The organism is uncultured Aquimarina sp. (assembly GCF_947495315.1).
Classification (GTDB): Bacteria; Bacteroidota; Bacteroidia; order Flavobacteriales; family Flavobacteriaceae; genus Aquimarina.
The window spans coordinates 168356-184546 of record NZ_CANLYD010000006.1; the positions used below are offsets into that span (position 1 = coordinate 168356).

Here is a 16191-nt window from a genome sequence, read left to right on the forward strand (position 1 = left end):
TCGTGGATAACTGTCAAAATAATTATTTTTTAACATATTATCACTAAAGCTTAGTAAATTTAGTTAATTCATATAATTGTTAGAGCTAAATTAACAACTACTTAATATTATTGGGTTCTGGTTGTTTTTTCTGAAATAAAAATAATTACATTTACTTTACTATTTTCCAATTTTGGAAAACCATTAATTATTAAGATATATTGATTTTTGAATTGTATGGCAGAAGAGAAATTGTTATTAGATTTTGATAAAAAAGAATATAGTAATGAACTACTTGTTTCTTTATATATCAAAATGTTAAAACCAAGGTTGATTGAAGAAAAAATGCTCATATTACTTCGTCAAGGAAAAATTTCCAAATGGTTTAGTGGTATTGGCCAAGAGGCTATTTCAGTAGGAGTGACGTCTGCATTACATAAGGATGAATATGTGTTGCCGATGCATCGTAATTTAGGTGTCTTTACTACTCGCGATATCCCATTATATAGACTTTTTAGTCAATGGCAGGGTAAGGCTAATGGTTTTACCAATGGACGAGATCGTTCATTTCATTTCGGAACACAAGAATATAGTATTGTTGGTATGATTTCACATCTAGGACCACAATTAGGAGTTGCTTGTGGAATTGCTCTTGGGAATCTTTTGAAAAAGAATAATAAAGCTACTGCTGTATTTACGGGTGAAGGAGGTACTAGTGAAGGAGACTTTCATGAAGCCTTAAATATTGCATCCGTATGGAGTTTGCCCGTGCTCTTTTGTATTGAGAATAATGGATATGGATTGTCTACACCAACAAGTGAGCAATACAATTGTAAGAATCTTGCTGATCGTGGTATAGGGTATGGTATGGAATCGCATGTTATTGATGGTAATAATGTCTTAGAAGTTTATGGTAAAGTAAATGAATTGGTAGAGAGTATACGACAAAACCCAAGGCCTGTTTTGTTAGAGTTTAAAACTTTTAGGATGCGTGGCCACGAGGAGGCGAGTGGCACAAAGTACGTTCCAGCTGATTTAATGGAATATTGGGCTTCAAAAGATCCTATAGAAAATTATAAAGAATATCTTATCGAAAATGGTATTCTTTCCGATGAAGATGATCTTCAGAAAAGATCGGCTATTAAAACAGAAATCGAAACACATTGGCAAAGAGCTAATGAAGAACAAAAGGTTCAAGTTCATTTGGATAAAGAGCTGAAAGATGTTTATAAAGCATTTGAATTTAAAGAAATTCTACCAGGCAGATCTACAAAAGAACTTCGGCTTATCGATGCAATTTCAGATAGTCTAAAAGAAGGAATGCGTAAATATAGGGATCTTGTTATTATGGGGCAGGATATTGCTGATTATGGTGGCGTTTTTAAAATTACTGATGGTTTTGTTTCAGCGTTTGGAAAAGATAGGGTTCGTAACACTCCGATTTGTGAATCAGCAGTGATTTCTGCTGCTTATGGATTATCTGTAAATAAAACAAAAGCTGTGGTCGAAATGCAGTTTGCTGATTTTGTTTCTTCTGGATTTAATCCTATTGTAAATTTATTGGCTAAATCTCATTATCGCTGGAGTCAGTCTGCGGATGTTGTTGTTAGAATGCCTTGCGGTGGTGGAGTAGGTGCCGGACCGTTTCATAGTCAGACCAATGAAGCTTGGTTTACAAAAACTCCAGGTCTAAAAGTTGTGTATCCTGCTTTTCCTTTTGATGCCAAAGGATTGTTATTAACATCTATAGAAGATCCAAATCCGGTCTTGTTCTTTGAGCATAAAGCACTGTATCGTAGTATTAGACAAGAGGTGCCAGAAGGGTATTATACTATTCCATTCGGAAAAGCCTCGTTGTTAAAAGAAGGAGATCAAATAACTGTTATAAGCTATGGCGCAGGTATACATTGGGCTTTAGAAACCTTAGAAAAGCATTCAGAAATAGAAGCAGATGTTATTGATTTAAGAACCTTGCAACCATTGGATATTGAAACAATTTTATCATCAGTTAAGAAAACTGGTAAAGCGATTATTTTGCAAGAAGATTCAATGTTTGGAGGTATAGCTTCAGATATTTCTGCATTGATTATGGAGAATTGTTTTCAATATCTAGATGCACCGGTAAAGAGAGTTGCAAGTTTAGAAACACCAATTCCTTTTGAAGTAAGCTTAGAATCTCAATATTTGGCCAAAAATAGGTTCGAAAAAGAGTTACAGGAGTTATTAGAGTTTTAGACCTTCATAGAAAATAGGTTTAAGGTAATTTTAAAATGATTTATTATGAATTTTAAACCCAGCGATTTTTTTATCGGGATCTTTGATTTATTTGCGATTCTTTTACCTGGACTGGTATTCATTCATTTATGGATCAAGGAGATATCATTTATTTTTCATTTTAATAATGTTGAAACTTCAGAGATTGCCTTGTTTTTGGTGATATCATATATAGTGGGACACTTTTTACTTAATATTAGTTACCCTTTAGATCTGTTATATTTCCAATTCCATAAAAAATCATTAGGGCGTAATAAATTTTATAAGGCTTTTTCTTTTATAAGGATGAATAATGTCTCTGCATTACAAGAATTAGAAAGAAATACTGCGCATTATAAGCTTTTTCGAAGTTTGTCTTTGGTGTTTTTTATCGAAATCATCCATGGATTTATAGGTGGTACTTTAAGTCCCTGGATCTTTATAGTTCTAACTTTACTGTCATGTTGGAGATACTGGTTCCTTAAGGAGTGGACAGAAGAATTAGCTCTAGACTTTGAAAAAACTATCAGAGAAAATATAATTAATAATAATTAATCACCTCTATATCGAATATCTTGATACATCTGTAAGAAGAGTTGAAAGTTTAAAAACACTAATTCCGTTTAGCTAATCCTAAAATTTTAACATTTCTACAAAAATAGGTCTGAAAAAGAGTTGCTGGATCTTTATGCGTATTAATACCTGTTTTTAAACTTCGAAAACGTTTTTGTTAATAAAAATGAGTAAGAATTTATATATTTGATTTACAATCGGTTATAATATTTAAATCGATGAATTGATTTTTTTATGGGATGACGGAACATAGTGAGTTTTATTAAGGGTTAAAATCCCCTTTGATATAAGTTGTGTGTTCTATTGTTTAATCTTAATTTCGCGCAGTCTATGCGATAAGCATAGCGTAGGGGATTAAAAATCAAGGGGTAATACAAAAAATTCATGAATACTAACCAATTAGAACTATTGAGTTCTTCTACTGTTTTAGTTACTGGAGCAGCAGGTTTTATCGGATCGAATCTATGTGAAGCTTTACTAGAAAAAGGGAGTAAAGTTGTAGGTTTAGATAATTTTGCTACTGGGCATAAGAAAAACTTAGCAGCGATTAGCGAAAATCCAAGTTTTACATTTATTGAGGGTGATATACGGAATCTTGAAGATTGCCATAAAGCTTGTAATGGTGTTGATTATATATTACATCAAGCGGCATTAGGATCTGTACCAAGATCCATAAATGATCCAATAACTAGTAATGATGTAAACGTAGGAGGTTTTCTTAATATGCTAGTAGCTGCTAGAGACGCTGGAGTTAAACGATTTATATATGCAGCTAGCTCCTCTACTTATGGAGATTCTAAAGCCTTACCAAAAGTAGAAGATAAGATAGGGAAGCCTTTATCACCATATGCGATTACCAAATATGTAAATGAATTATACGCAGATAATTTTAAAAGAACGTATGATTTAGATACCATTGGATTACGCTATTTTAATGTGTTTGGTCGTAAACAGGATCCTAATGGAGCATATGCGGCGGTAATTCCTAAGTTTGTAATGCAGTTTATGAAACATGAATCACCTGTAATTAATGGTGACGGATCTTATTCCAGAGATTTCACATACATAGATAATGTAATTCAGATGAACCTGAGAGCTATTATCTCTGATAATGAAAAAGCATTAAACAATGTATATAATACAGCTTTTGGCGAAAGAACTACTTTAAACGAATTAGTTACTTTACTAAAGGAATATCTTTCAGAATTTGATTCAGAAATCGCAAATGTAGATGTTAAGAAAGGCCCAGAACGTAAAGGAGATGTACCACATTCTTTAGCTTCTGTAGATAAAGCTAAAACACTTCTTGGATACGATCCAAAATTTGATATGAAATCTGGATTAAAAGAAGCTGTAAAATGGTACTGGGATAATCTAAAATAATAATATATAACCTGTATATATAATAAATAACCACAAGTAACATGCAGAATATTAAAATAGGAATCATCGGTTTAGGATATGTAGGCCTTCCTTTAGCTAGACTGTTTGCAACAAAATTTCCTGTAATTGGTTTTGACATTAACAAAAATAGAATTGAAGAATTAAGAACCGGAACAGATGCTACTTTAGAGGTTGAAGATGAAGTTCTACAATCCGTATTAAAGGACAATTCTCAAATGGATAAGGGACTATATTGCTCTGATAATTTAGAAGATATAAAAGATTGTAACTATTATGTGGTTACTGTTCCTACTCCGGTAGATAAAAATAACAGGCCTGACTTGACGCCATTATATAAGTCTAGCGAAACTGTAGGTAAAGTTTTGAAAAAAGGGGATATCGTAATTTATGAATCCACAGTATACCCAGGTGTTACTGAGGAAGAATGTATTCCGGTCTTGGAAAAAATAAGTGGATTAAAATTTAATGTTGATTTTTACGCGGGATATTCTCCAGAGCGTATTAATCCAGGAGATAAATTACATACTGTAGAAAAAATTCTAAAAGTTACAGCAGGTTCTACACCAGAGATAGGGAAAAAAGTAGATGCGCTATATGCTTCTGTAATTACAGCGGGTACTCATTTAGCTCCTACTATTAAGGTTGCTGAAGCTGCTAAGGTAATAGAAAACTCACAAAGAGACATTAATATCGCTTTTGTTAATGAATTGGCTAAGATTTTTAACTTGATGGACATTGACACTAATGAAGTGTTGAAAGCTGCAGGTACCAAATGGAATTTCTTGCCTTTTAAACCAGGTTTGGTTGGCGGACATTGTATAGGGGTTGATCCCTATTATTTAGCTCAAAGAGCACAGGAATTCGGATATCATCCTGAGATTATATTAGCAGGGCGAAGATTAAATGATAGTATGGGACAGTATGTTGCCTCAGAAGTGATCAAATTAATGGTTAATCACGATATCAAAATTAAAGGAGCTAACATTTTGGTACTTGGGATTACTTTTAAGGAAAACTGTCCGGATGTTAGAAATACGAGAGCAGTGGATGTAATAGGAAATCTAAAGGATTTTGGAACAGATATTACTATTTATGATCCTTGGGCTAATCCATCAGAAGTAAGACATGAATATGATCTGGAAACGGTAATAGAATTACCAAAATCAAAATTTGATGCTGTTGTATTAACTGTGGCGCATAAAGAGTACCTGGACATAAACCTTAAATCATTATTAAAACCAAATGGAGTTTTATATGATGTTAAGGGTATATTAGAAGAAGAAGTACATGGAAGACTGTAAGGGAAACAATCTTCATTATATAAATTAAACAACTTTTTAAACCAACCACATTGAGCCAATTAAAGAAAGGAGCTTTACTTACCTATCTGAAAATTTTCTTAGTTAATGTTATCGGAATAGTAATTACTCCCTTAATTGTTAGTTATTTAGGAAAGGATGAGTATGGAATATTTAATGCTATAGGAGCCTTGATAGGTACTATAGCGTTGCTTGATTTTGGGCTAACAAATACTGTTGTTCGCTTTGTAGCGAAGTACAGAGCAGAAAAAGATAGAGAAGGAGAAGAAAACTTTTTAGGAACTGTTAGAATATTATATACAGTAGTTTCTGCATTAGTAGTAATTTCTGGAACTGTTTTTTATTTCTTTATTGATACATATTTCACAAAATTCAATGCAGACGAGCTTAGAATTGCTAAGTTAATGTTTGTGATTTTAATTTTTAATTTAGCTATTCAACTACCCGGAATGATATTTACAGGTATTTGTAAAGGGTATGAAAAGTTTGTCTTTCCTGAGTCTGTAGGGATTATTAGGTATATACTGAGATCATTAACTGTTGTGGCTGTCTTATTCTTTGGTGGAAGAGCAATCGCATTGGTAATCGTGGATACAATTTTTAATATTCTTACCATTTCGGCATCAGCTTATTATGTCTTAGTGAAGCTTAGAGTAAGATTTAAGTTACATAAATTATCTAAAGATTTTATACTTCAGATTTTTAAATATTCCAGTTGGATTTTTCTATTTGCAATTGTTAATATGCTACAATGGAAGTCAGGTAGTTGGGTTTTAGGTGCTATAAGTGTTCCTAAAGTTTTAGGGATCTATGGAATAGGTATCGCGTTAGGAACGTATTATGGAGCCTTTTCAACAGCAATTTCCAGTGTATTTTTACCAAGAGCAACACAAATGTCGGTAAATAATGCCAGCGGAGAAGAGTTGACCGATATGATGATCAAGTTAGGAAGACTATCTTTTATTATTTTGATGTATATTTTTGGAGCTTTTATGCTGTATGGAGAACAGTTCATCAATCTTTGGGTTGGGGGAGGAGAATCATCAGGTAGCGGAAGATATAGTGTAGAAGAGTGTAGAGAAATATATAATATCGCGCTAATCATAATGATTGGATATACACTTCCTTTATTACAGGCTTTTGGTAATTCTGTGCTAGAAGCTAAAAACAAATTATCTTTTAAGGCAATTCTTTATCTTGTATTTATGGTTTTAGGTGCAGTTGCTGGTGGTTTTCTTGCTATGAAATATAGTGCTATCGGAATGATAATAGGACTCGTTGGCGCATGGATAATTGTACAAAATGTGATGAATTTCTATTATAATAATAAAATTGGTTTGAATATTATTCGGTTTTTTAAGGAGTTATTTCATAAAACACTAATCGTAGTTTTATTGGTGATTGCTATAGGTTACTTTATTAATTATATTCCTGGTGATGGATGGATTAACTTTATAATCAAAGGCATTTCGTATACCGTTGTTTTTATCTTTACAATGTATTCTATTGGTATGCTAGAATATGAAAAAGAATTATTTAGAAAACCTATAGTTTCTTTATTGAAACGAAAATAAATTAAAAGAATGGATACAGTAAAACTACATTCAATTACATATTCGGAAGAAGGTCGAAAGATCAACTATGAGTATTCTGTTGGTTCTAATATCCAGAAACTGTTTGTAGAAAATCAATCTTTTTATTCTAAGTATCAAATTGATGTTAGTGCTACACCGGCAAGTATAGCAGTAATTCCGTTTTTGTCTAATGTATTACCAATGGCATGGTTTGCAGGTTTTTCTATCGAGGTAGACGAGGTAGATGAGGACTTTTACAATGCACAGGAGAAAATTAAACAAGAATTCGCTAAGCGAGATACTTCTAATAGACTTGAAGGAACATTAATTGCTAAGAAATTAATAAAAAATTCATTAAATGGCTCTAGGTCAGCCATGCTTTTTAGTGGTGGAGTAGATGCATATGCTACCTATATTAGAATCTATAATCGAAAACCTGATTTAATTACACTTCACGGTGCAGATATCACTATAGAGGATAAAGATCAATGGAATGATTTTACTGGTTTTATCGATAATGAAGAGCTGCTTAATGATAATCATAAAGAATATATAGAAACGAACCTTAGAGATTTTTATACGTATCAAGTAGAGCTTTTATTGAAAGATATTGGATGGTGGGGAAAAGTACAACACGGATTAGCTTTGGTAGGATCAATCGCTCCTTTATCGTTTGTAAATAAATATGATTCAGTTTATATAGCATCTTCTTATACAGATCATATTGATATTGATTGGGGATCTACACCAGAGATTGATAAAAAAATAACTTGGGGTTCAGGTTTCAAAGTATTTCATGATGGTTATGAATTAAAAAGACAGGATAAAGTAGACCTAATTGCAAAATTCGCTTCAGAAAAAAAGAAAAGATTCAGACTACGAGTATGTTATTCTGAAAAAAGAACCGAATTTAACTGTAGTTATTGCGAGAAATGTTTCAGAACGATACTTGGTCTTATTTTGAACAATCAAAACCCTAATGAATATGGTTTTAAAGTTGATGGAAGTGTTTATGATAAAATTTATCAAATATTACATATAGGTTCTGGAAGCAAAGGTGTAAAATATTTTTGGTGGGAGTTGATGGAAAAAGCAAAAAGTGTGGATACTTTTTTTGTTTTCTCTGATGTAGAGACCGAGACTAAGCATATGAACGATTTTAGAAATGGAAAAGTAGATAGGCTTTTAGAAGAAAAAGTTAATAATGCTAACAAGGGAACAAACAGATTAAAGTTTATTATTAGAAATAAGTTTCCTTGGCTGCAAAAAATATATAGAAAATTTAAATAGAACAAGAACAATGTAAATTGTAGAGTTATATGAAATACGGATTACTTACATACGATGAGAATAAGCGTTTTTTTAACGTTGGAGATAATGTTCAAAGTCTAGCGGCAAAACAGTTTTTGCCCAAGGTGGATACCTATCTTAATAGAGAACAATTAGGAGATTATAAAGGAGATCCTATAAAATTAATCATGAATGGTTGGTTTACACATAATACCCATCATTGGGTCCCTTCAGAAGATATCGTTCCTCTTTTTGTCTCTTTTCATATGAATAACACCGCTGCACCGGCAATGTTAAGTGAAAAAGGGATAGCTTATTTAAAGAAACACCAACCTATAGGATGTAGAGATCAATTTACTGCGGATACCCTAAAGGCAAAAGGTATTGATGCACATTTCACTGGATGTTTAACGTTAACATTAGATTCATATAAAGTTGATGACTCTGAAAGAGGAAATGATATATATATTGTAGATCCTCTATATAGTTATCCAAGACCCGAAAGAGTATTTTATAATACGAAACAGACAATTAAAAATATACTTAATGGATCTGCCTTTCAATTAGGAAAAAAGAAAAGACACCTGAAAAATTTTGTAAGTAAGGAAGTACTTGATAGTGCAATATTTGTTAATCAAGAACCTCCATCCAATACCTATACGGATGAGCAAAAGTTTGATATGGCAGAAGAATTACTCAATAAATATGCAAAAGCAAAATTAGTTATCACTTCGAGGATTCATTGTGCATTACCTTGTCTAGCAATGGGAACACCTGTTATTTTTATTAATGGTTTTGATAGTTTTGTTGACTCTTGTCGATTTGATGGGATACTAGAATTATTTAATCGTATTGATATTGATGCAAAAACAGGAACGTTTACAAGCAATTTTGGATTGGAAGATAAGATCCAAAAGGACACTAAAATTACCAATTTGGAGAAACATCATGATTTAGCAAATCCTTTAAAAGAGATTTGTAAGAAATTCATTAACAAATAAAATATGATACCTAAAATAATACATTATTGTTGGTTAAGCGGGGATAAGTTCCCTGGCTTGATCGAAAAATGTATAGCTACCTGGAAAGAAAAGCTTCCGGAATATGAATTTATGTTATGGGATACTAATAGATTTCCTTTAGAAAATAATGAGTGGGTAAGACAAGCCTTTGAAACAAAAAAATATGCTTTTGCGGCAGATTATATTAGATTGCATGCTGTGCATAAATATGGAGGTATTTATTTAGACACAGATATCGAAGTGATCAAAAGCTACAACTCCTTATTGCATTTGCCGTATTTTGTAGGCTCAGAAGGAGGAGGTATTATAGAAGCAGGAGTTTTTGGAGCAGAAAAAGGATCTAAGTGGATTGCAGATTGTTTAAAACATTATGAAAATAGATCCTTTATTAAACAAGATGGAAGTTATGATACGCTAACATTGCCTAGAATTATGATGGGGAATATTCAAAAGAATCATTCTATAATCGAAATGGTAGATCCGGTTCCCGAAGAATTATCTTATAGTAAATCTGACTCAGAGTTATTTATGTTTCCTGAAGACTTCTTTTGTGCAAAAAACCAAGGTACAGGTATCATAGAAAAGACATCTAGAACTTTTTCGATTCATCATTTTGCAATGTCTTGGTTGCCTCAGAAGACTACTTTTTTACCAAATCTAAAAAGGAAACTGATTCGTGTTTTTGGAGTAAAATTTGTTTTGGGAGTAATAGGTTTTTTAAGATTAAAAAAAATCAAGTCAGCAGTCTCAAAAAAGTGAGATGATCTAATCTAATAAATTTATTAAAGCAGATTTTACAAAGGTTTTATTTGATTCGATTTCAAGTTAGTCTGAATTTTATGATAAAAAAGATTTTCAAGTAAAGTAAGGTATTTAAAAAAATGAAACGAGTATTCCTCTCAATATTTTTTAATATTTCAAAAGTTGCAGATAACACATTAAATTAAACTAATGAAAAGAATATTACTTATAATGCCTTATGGAAGTGTAGGAGGAATGGAACGTCTTGCCTTAACATTTTATAATCATTATAAAATGAAAGGTGATACTGTAAAAGCTATGAAAATCATAAAGTTAGATAATGATATCATTAATTTTGGAGATGATGAATTGTTTTTTAAGCCATATGATTTTAATAAAATGACCAAAGTAGAACGAATTCTATTTTATGTTAAAGCACCCTTGCTGTTAAGAAAAATAATTAAAAAAGAGAAAATCACGCATTCCATTGCATTTGGTGATATGGCTAATATTTTTAGTTCTTTAACCTTTACAAAAGAACTTAAGATAGGAAGTTTACACGCATTGAAAAGTGTAGAGCTTAAGAATAAGACTTTATTGAATAAATTGCTTAAAACTTGTTTTAATACGAGTTTTAAAAATTTCAATAAATTGGTTTGTATTAGTAATGCAATAAAACAAGATCTTATTCAAAATTGTAAGTATCGTTTAGATAATTTGGAAATAATTTATAACCCTCATGATTTACAAGAGATAAAAAATAAATCACTAGAAGAGATTACCGATAAGGAGGAACAAGAGCTTTTTTTAGGTAATGTAATTCTTTTTTTAGGTAGATTATCTCATCAGAAATCACCTTGGCATCTTATTAAATCATTTTATTTATTAGGAGAAGAAAATAAGGATACAAAGCTTGTATTTGTGGGTGACGGTGTTCAAGAAGTAATTACTTACTGTAATTATCTAATATCAAAATTAAATCTAACTGATAAAGTTGTTTTTTTAGGTAGAAAAAGCAACCCGTATAAGTATTTAGCTAAATCAAAGATGTTGGCTTTATCCTCATTGTATGAAGGAACACCAAATGTTATTGTTGAGTCTATTTGTTTAGGAATTCCAGTGGTGTCATCTAATTGTACTGGGGGGATTATTGAGTTAATGAGTACTAAAAATGTTACGATAGATAACAAAAATGTAGAAGTCGAGTCTGGAATTATAACACCAAATTTTTATAAAGGAGACTTGTCAATTCCGACAGTTGATTCTATTATTGAAGAGGAAAGACATTTTGCAAAAGGGCTATCTGAAGTTTTATTGAATAATCGGTTTAAGGAAAATCTTAATAATAATAAGAATGATTTATTAAATAAATTTGATGTTGATCAGGTTTCTGAAGCATATTTAAAACCCTTAAAGAAATAGTTTATTATTAGTAGTAGTATGATACCGTATAGGGAAATCTATTAAATGCATATATGATTGATTTTATTCCATTAGAAAATTATTTTGGGTTATACATTAACCTTTTACTTGTTGTATCATTACTATGCCTTCTTAATTCATTTGTCTTACCTGTAAATAGCGTAAAAAATCTTTTGTTTACCAATTTAGCCGGATACTCTATTTTTTTTGGAGTGATTCTATATTTGGGGCTAAGACCTATAAATGGGCATTATTTTGGAGATACTATAAATTATGCAACCCATTATTATAGGTATATTTTAGGGGGTGAAATATTATCTGATAAAGATATCTTTTTTCATGTTTTTATGAAATTTTGTGCTGGAATAGTGAATATTCATATATTCTTTGTCATTTGCATGTTTCTCTATGTATATCCGCTTTTTAGAATTTCAAAGAAACTCTTTAAAGAGTATTGGTTTTATGCTTTCTTTATGTTTGTAGTTTCATTCTCTTTTTGGACTTATGGCGTAAACGGAGTAAGAAATGGAATAGCGACTTCTTTTTTTCTATGGGGCCTGTGTTATAAAGACAAGAAAATTATAATGGCACTGTTTTTTATTCTTTCTGCCTCATTTCATAAAACAATGTTGTTGCCAATTTTCGCTTTTTTGATAACATATCTATATAACAACCCTAAATTTATTTTTGTAGGATGGTTAACTTGTATTCCTTTGTCGTTAATATTGAGCAGCGTATGGATTTCGTTTTTTAGTAGTATTGGTTTTGCAGATGATCGATTAACTGGATACTTAACTTCTGAAGCTGAATCCGGGACATTTGCCAGCACAGGGTTTAGATGGGATTTTCTATTTCATAGTGCTTTTGCAGTATTCGCTGGATGGTACTTTATCTACAAGAAGAAATTTGAAGATAAATTTTACTACCAATTGCTTAATACATATTTAATCTGTAATGGTTTTTGGATACTAATAATCAAAGCTAATTATTCGAATCGATTTGCGTATTTATCTTGGTTTATGATGGGGTTAATTATTATTTATCCATTTCTCAAAGAAAGATTTTTTGAAAATCAACATTTTATGATAGGTAAAGTTATGTTTGTTTATTTTTCTTTTACTTATTTAATGTATTACTTATATAGCTAATTATTTTATGAAAACGATCACAGTATTTACACCGGCTTATAATCGAGCTTATTGCTTGCATAAATGTTATGAGAGTCTATTGAATCAACCAAATCAAGATTTTGTTTGGCTAGTAGTGGATGATGGGTCAACTGATAATACAAAAGAATTAGTTTCATCTTGGATCCAGGAAAAAAAGATTGAAATCATATATCATTATCAAGAAAACCAAGGCATGCACGGGGCGCATAATACAGCATATAAGTTAATTGAAACTGAACTCAATGTATGTGTAGATAGTGATGATTGCCTAGGAGTAGATGCGATCAATATCATACTTAAAAACTGGCAGTTGATTAAAAATAAGAAAATTTTCGCTGGCTTAGTAGGCTTAGATGCAGATATGAAAGGGAAAATTATAGGAACCAAAATCCCAAGTACTATAAAAGAAACAACACTTTATGACCTTTATAAGAAACACGGAGTTAAAGGAGATAAGAAACTTGTTTATCGAACAGAGGTTGTGAAAAAATATCCGCCGTATCCACTCTTTGAAGGAGAGCGTTTTGTCCCACTCGGATACTTGTATCAACTAATAGATCAGGATTATAAATTATTGCCTGTAAATGAAGTCTTGTGCGAAGTGGAATATATGGAAGATGGTTCCAGCATGAATATTTTGAAACAATATAGAAGACATCCCAATGGTTTTGCCTTTTCTAGAAAAAGTAGAATGCAGCTAGACGAAAATTTTAAAGAAAAATTTAAGAATGCGATTCATTATGTTTCTAGTGCTATGTTTACTAAAAATGGATCATTTGTAACTGAGTCGCCTAAAAAATTTATAACAATTTTAGCAATTCCATTTGGGATAGCGCTAAATTTATTTATCAGGTATAAAACAAAAAAATAATTTTAAATGTCAGCAATACGAGTTTTACAAGTTTTTACGATCATGAATCGGGGAGGGGCAGAGTCCATGATTATGAATTACTATAGAAACATGGATAGGACAAAAATCCAATTTGATTTTTTAGTACATAGAAAACAATCTGCTGCATTTGATCAGGAGATTACTGATTTAGGAGGAAAGATATATCGTTTCGATCCGATTAATCCTCTTTTTCCAGGGAGTTATTATAAAAATTTAAGACTTTTTTTTAAGGAACATTCAGAATATAAAATAATACATTCTCATTTAAACACCTTTAGTTATTTTCCACTTAAAGTTGCAAAAGAATTCGGAGTCCCTTGTAGAATAGCCCACGCGCATATTGCTCTTGAAAAGATAAAATTTTCTAATATATTTTCTGGAGGTGAAGGGCTAAAAGAAACGCTAAAAAGCATAATTAAAATATGGCTTAAAAGGCGCATTCATAAACCTACAACGCATAATTTTACTTGTGGTGATAAAGCAGGGATATGGTTATTTGGCTCAGATACTAATCATACGACAATGAATAATGCTGTCGATGCAGAAAAATTTATTTTTAATGAAGAAACTCGTGCTTCATATAGAAAGGAGTTTAACTTTGAGAATCAATTAGTAATAGGGCATGTAGGTAGTTTTACAAAACAAAAAAACCATTCTTATCTATTAAAAATTTTCTCCGAATTACTTCAATCATATCCACAGTCCAAATTAATTTTAATTGGTGGTGGTCCTTTAAAAGAATCTATTAAATCAGAAGCAGTAGAACTAGGTATACAAGGTGATGTGAAGTTTCTAGGTGTTAGAGAGGATATACCGCAATTAATACAGATGCTTGATTTTTTTGTGTTTCCTTCCTTTTATGAAGGTTTACCAGTTACTTTGATAGAAGCGCAATCCGCAGGATTAAAAATAATTGCATCAGATACTATTACCGAGGAAGTACTATTAACAGATGATATTAAATTCTTATCTATTAAAGAAAACCCTTCTTTTTGGGTTAAGCCTATTTTGGATTTAAAGAATTATGAAAGGAAAAATAATCTTGATATTATTAAAGATAAAAAGTACGATATAAAACAGAATGTAAAAGAAATTGAAAAATTTTATCTACAACAGTTGAACTAGGAATTATGAGTCTACAAGAAAAAATTTATAAGAACTCTCCCTATTTTATTAAATTCTTATTATTGAACGTAAAAGGTTATTTGAATTATAAGCAAAGGTATAACGATGAGTATAAAGGATTTCTTAAAGAACATATAGATATCTGGGATGCTACCGTTGAAAAAAGCATTGATTTTCAAAAAAAAAAGCTAAGTAGTTTATTAATAGAAGTTTTCTCTTTTTCAGATTGGTATTCCTCCAAAATGAAAGCAAAAGGAATTACTTTGCAATCCATTGAAGAAAATCCTTTTGATGTATTAAAACAAATGCCCGTTTTAAGTAAAAATGAACGAAGAGAAAATGTCGACCTAATCGTTAATAAAAACCGTAAAACTGCACTTGTTGGACATACGAGCGGTACATCAGGAACTCCAATGATTGATTATATTGATAAAGAATCGATAAACATATCATTTGCTATTTGGAAAAGATTCCACAGGGTAATTGGAATTAATGATAAAATTAGACAAGTTCGTTTTTCTGGAAGGTTGATCGTAGAAACCACCTCAAAAAAACCTCCATTCTGGGTTTTCAATTACTTTGAAAAACAGCTATTAATGTCTACATATCATCTTACGGATGATAACCTTCCTCATTTTATAAAAAAGCTTAACAGTTTTAAACCGGTTTTATTAGATGGATATCCTTCTGCAATCTATATCATAAGTAGATTTATTAATAAGAACAATATCCAATTGAGTTTCATCCCGAAAGCTATAGCCGTTACAGCTGAAACCTTATATGATTATCAACGGTCAGAGATAGAAAAAGCTTTTCAATGCAAGGTTTTTAATCAATATGCCTCAAGTGAAGGAAGCCCATTTATTACAGAATGTACTGAAGGTAATCTACATTTAAATATAGATTCAGGTTTCTTTGAGTTTATAAATGTAGAAGGTAAGAAGGCTCAACCCGGTGAGATTGCAAAATTGGTTGTTACCAGTTTTATAAATTTGAAAACACCTTTAATACGTTATGACATAGGAGATACCGTTCAATTAGCGGAAGAAGGAGAAACTTGTTCCTGCGGTTGTTTGATGCCTATAATAAAAAAATTAACAGGAAGAGAAGACGATATTCTTTGGACAGAGGAAAAGGGATATGTAGGAAGAATGGATACGGCATATAAGGGGTTAAAAGGAATTATAAAAAGTCAATTAATTCAAAGAGAAACAGATAAATTAACCGTAAAGATAGTTCCGGATACTAATTTTACAACAGCAGTAGAAAAAGAATTAATAAGCAATCTTCAAAACCGCTTAGGCCAAAGTATTACAATAAAAATAGAATTGGTAGATGATATCCCGTTAGGAGCCAATGGTAAGTTTAAAACAGTAATAAGAAGTTTTACTATAGATTTATAATGAATTGAGTCTGTACTTAAATTTT

General features: G+C 31.3%; 13 protein-coding genes. All 13 read left to right on the top strand.

Annotated elements, in window-relative coordinates; all coding sequences use genetic code 11:
• Positions 1-216: 216 nt before the first annotated feature.
• The 13 genes from Q0910_RS12685 (at position 217) to Q0910_RS12745 (ending at position 16166) form a co-directional block, all read left to right on the top strand.
• Positions 217-2214 (top strand): dehydrogenase E1 component subunit alpha/beta, encoded by a 1998-nt coding sequence (locus tag Q0910_RS12685; RefSeq protein ID WP_299216904.1) that lies wholly within the window; start codon positions 217-219, stop codon positions 2212-2214.
• Positions 2215-2259: 45 nt separating this feature from the next.
• Entirely contained in the window at positions 2260-2787 is a 528-nt protein-coding gene (locus Q0910_RS12690) for a hypothetical protein (RefSeq protein WP_299216907.1), read from the top strand.
• Between the two features lie 402 nt (positions 2788-3189).
• Positions 3190-4188, top strand: a complete 999-nt coding sequence (locus Q0910_RS12695; protein ID WP_299216909.1) for an SDR family oxidoreductase — start codon at positions 3190-3192, stop codon at positions 4186-4188.
• A 41-nt stretch (positions 4189-4229) separates the two neighbouring features.
• Positions 4230-5510 carry a nucleotide sugar dehydrogenase gene (locus Q0910_RS12700; protein ID WP_299216912.1) on the top strand — a complete coding sequence of 427 codons (1281 nt, stop codon included), beginning with the start codon at positions 4230-4232 and terminating at the stop codon, positions 5508-5510.
• 50 nt (positions 5511-5560) lie between these two features.
• A complete protein-coding gene (locus tag Q0910_RS12705; RefSeq protein WP_299216915.1) occupies positions 5561-7102 on the top strand; it encodes an oligosaccharide flippase family protein in 1542 nt (513 codons plus the stop codon).
• A gap of 9 nt (positions 7103-7111) precedes the next feature.
• The gene (locus Q0910_RS12710) at positions 7112-8392 is read left to right on the top strand and encodes a hypothetical protein (protein WP_299216918.1); all 1281 of its coding nucleotides are present in this window, start codon (positions 7112-7114) and stop codon (positions 8390-8392) included.
• A 29-nt stretch (positions 8393-8421) separates the two neighbouring features.
• The gene (locus Q0910_RS12715; RefSeq protein ID WP_299216920.1) at positions 8422-9393 is read left to right on the top strand and encodes a polysaccharide pyruvyl transferase family protein; all 972 of its coding nucleotides are present in this window, start codon (positions 8422-8424) and stop codon (positions 9391-9393) included.
• Positions 9394-9396: 3 nt separating this feature from the next.
• Positions 9397-10173: a glycosyltransferase gene (locus tag Q0910_RS12720; RefSeq protein WP_299216924.1), complete on the top strand. Its 777-nt coding sequence runs from the start codon at positions 9397-9399 to the stop codon at positions 10171-10173.
• A 192-nt stretch (positions 10174-10365) separates the two neighbouring features.
• Positions 10366-11577, top strand: a complete 1212-nt coding sequence (locus tag Q0910_RS12725) for a glycosyltransferase (protein WP_299216927.1) — start codon at positions 10366-10368, stop codon at positions 11575-11577.
• 53 nt (positions 11578-11630) lie between these two features.
• Entirely contained in the window at positions 11631-12725 is a 1095-nt protein-coding gene (locus tag Q0910_RS12730; protein WP_299216930.1) for an EpsG family protein, read from the top strand.
• 7 nt (positions 12726-12732) lie between these two features.
• Positions 12733-13617, top strand: coding sequence for a glycosyltransferase family A protein (locus Q0910_RS12735; RefSeq protein WP_299216933.1), 885 nt, complete (start codon positions 12733-12735; stop codon positions 13615-13617).
• 6 nt (positions 13618-13623) lie between these two features.
• Positions 13624-14763, top strand: a complete 1140-nt coding sequence (locus Q0910_RS12740) for a glycosyltransferase family 1 protein (protein ID WP_299216936.1) — start codon at positions 13624-13626, stop codon at positions 14761-14763.
• A 5-nt stretch (positions 14764-14768) separates the two neighbouring features.
• The gene (locus tag Q0910_RS12745; RefSeq protein WP_299216939.1) at positions 14769-16166 is read left to right on the top strand and encodes a hypothetical protein; all 1398 of its coding nucleotides are present in this window, start codon (positions 14769-14771) and stop codon (positions 16164-16166) included.
• Positions 16167-16191: the final 25 nt, after the last annotated feature.

Excerpts from the sequence above, each read along its gene's own strand:
- Q0910_RS12690 (WP_299216907.1), top strand. The coding sequence starts at position 2,260 with ATGAATTTTAAACCCAGCGATTTTTTTATCGGGATCTTTGATTTATTT.
- Q0910_RS12695 (WP_299216909.1), top strand. The coding sequence starts at position 3,190 with ATGAATACTAACCAATTAGAACTATTGAGTTCTTCTACTGTTTTAGTT.
- Q0910_RS12725 (WP_299216927.1), top strand. The coding sequence starts at position 10,366 with ATGAAAAGAATATTACTTATAATGCCTTATGGAAGTGTAGGAGGAATG.
- Q0910_RS12745 (WP_299216939.1), top strand. The coding sequence starts at position 14,769 with ATGAGTCTACAAGAAAAAATTTATAAGAACTCTCCCTATTTTATTAAA.
- Q0910_RS12700 (WP_299216912.1), top strand. The coding sequence starts at position 4,230 with ATGCAGAATATTAAAATAGGAATCATCGGTTTAGGATATGTAGGCCTT.
- Q0910_RS12710 (WP_299216918.1), top strand. The coding sequence starts at position 7,112 with ATGGATACAGTAAAACTACATTCAATTACATATTCGGAAGAAGGTCGA.
- Q0910_RS12735 (WP_299216933.1), top strand. The coding sequence starts at position 12,733 with ATGAAAACGATCACAGTATTTACACCGGCTTATAATCGAGCTTATTGC.
- Q0910_RS12685 (WP_299216904.1), top strand. The coding sequence starts at position 217 with ATGGCAGAAGAGAAATTGTTATTAGATTTTGATAAAAAAGAATATAGT.
- Q0910_RS12720 (WP_299216924.1), top strand. The coding sequence starts at position 9,397 with ATGATACCTAAAATAATACATTATTGTTGGTTAAGCGGGGATAAGTTC.
- Q0910_RS12730 (WP_299216930.1), top strand. The coding sequence starts at position 11,631 with ATGATTGATTTTATTCCATTAGAAAATTATTTTGGGTTATACATTAAC.
- Q0910_RS12715 (WP_299216920.1), top strand. The coding sequence starts at position 8,422 with ATGAAATACGGATTACTTACATACGATGAGAATAAGCGTTTTTTTAAC.
- Q0910_RS12740 (WP_299216936.1), top strand. The coding sequence starts at position 13,624 with ATGTCAGCAATACGAGTTTTACAAGTTTTTACGATCATGAATCGGGGA.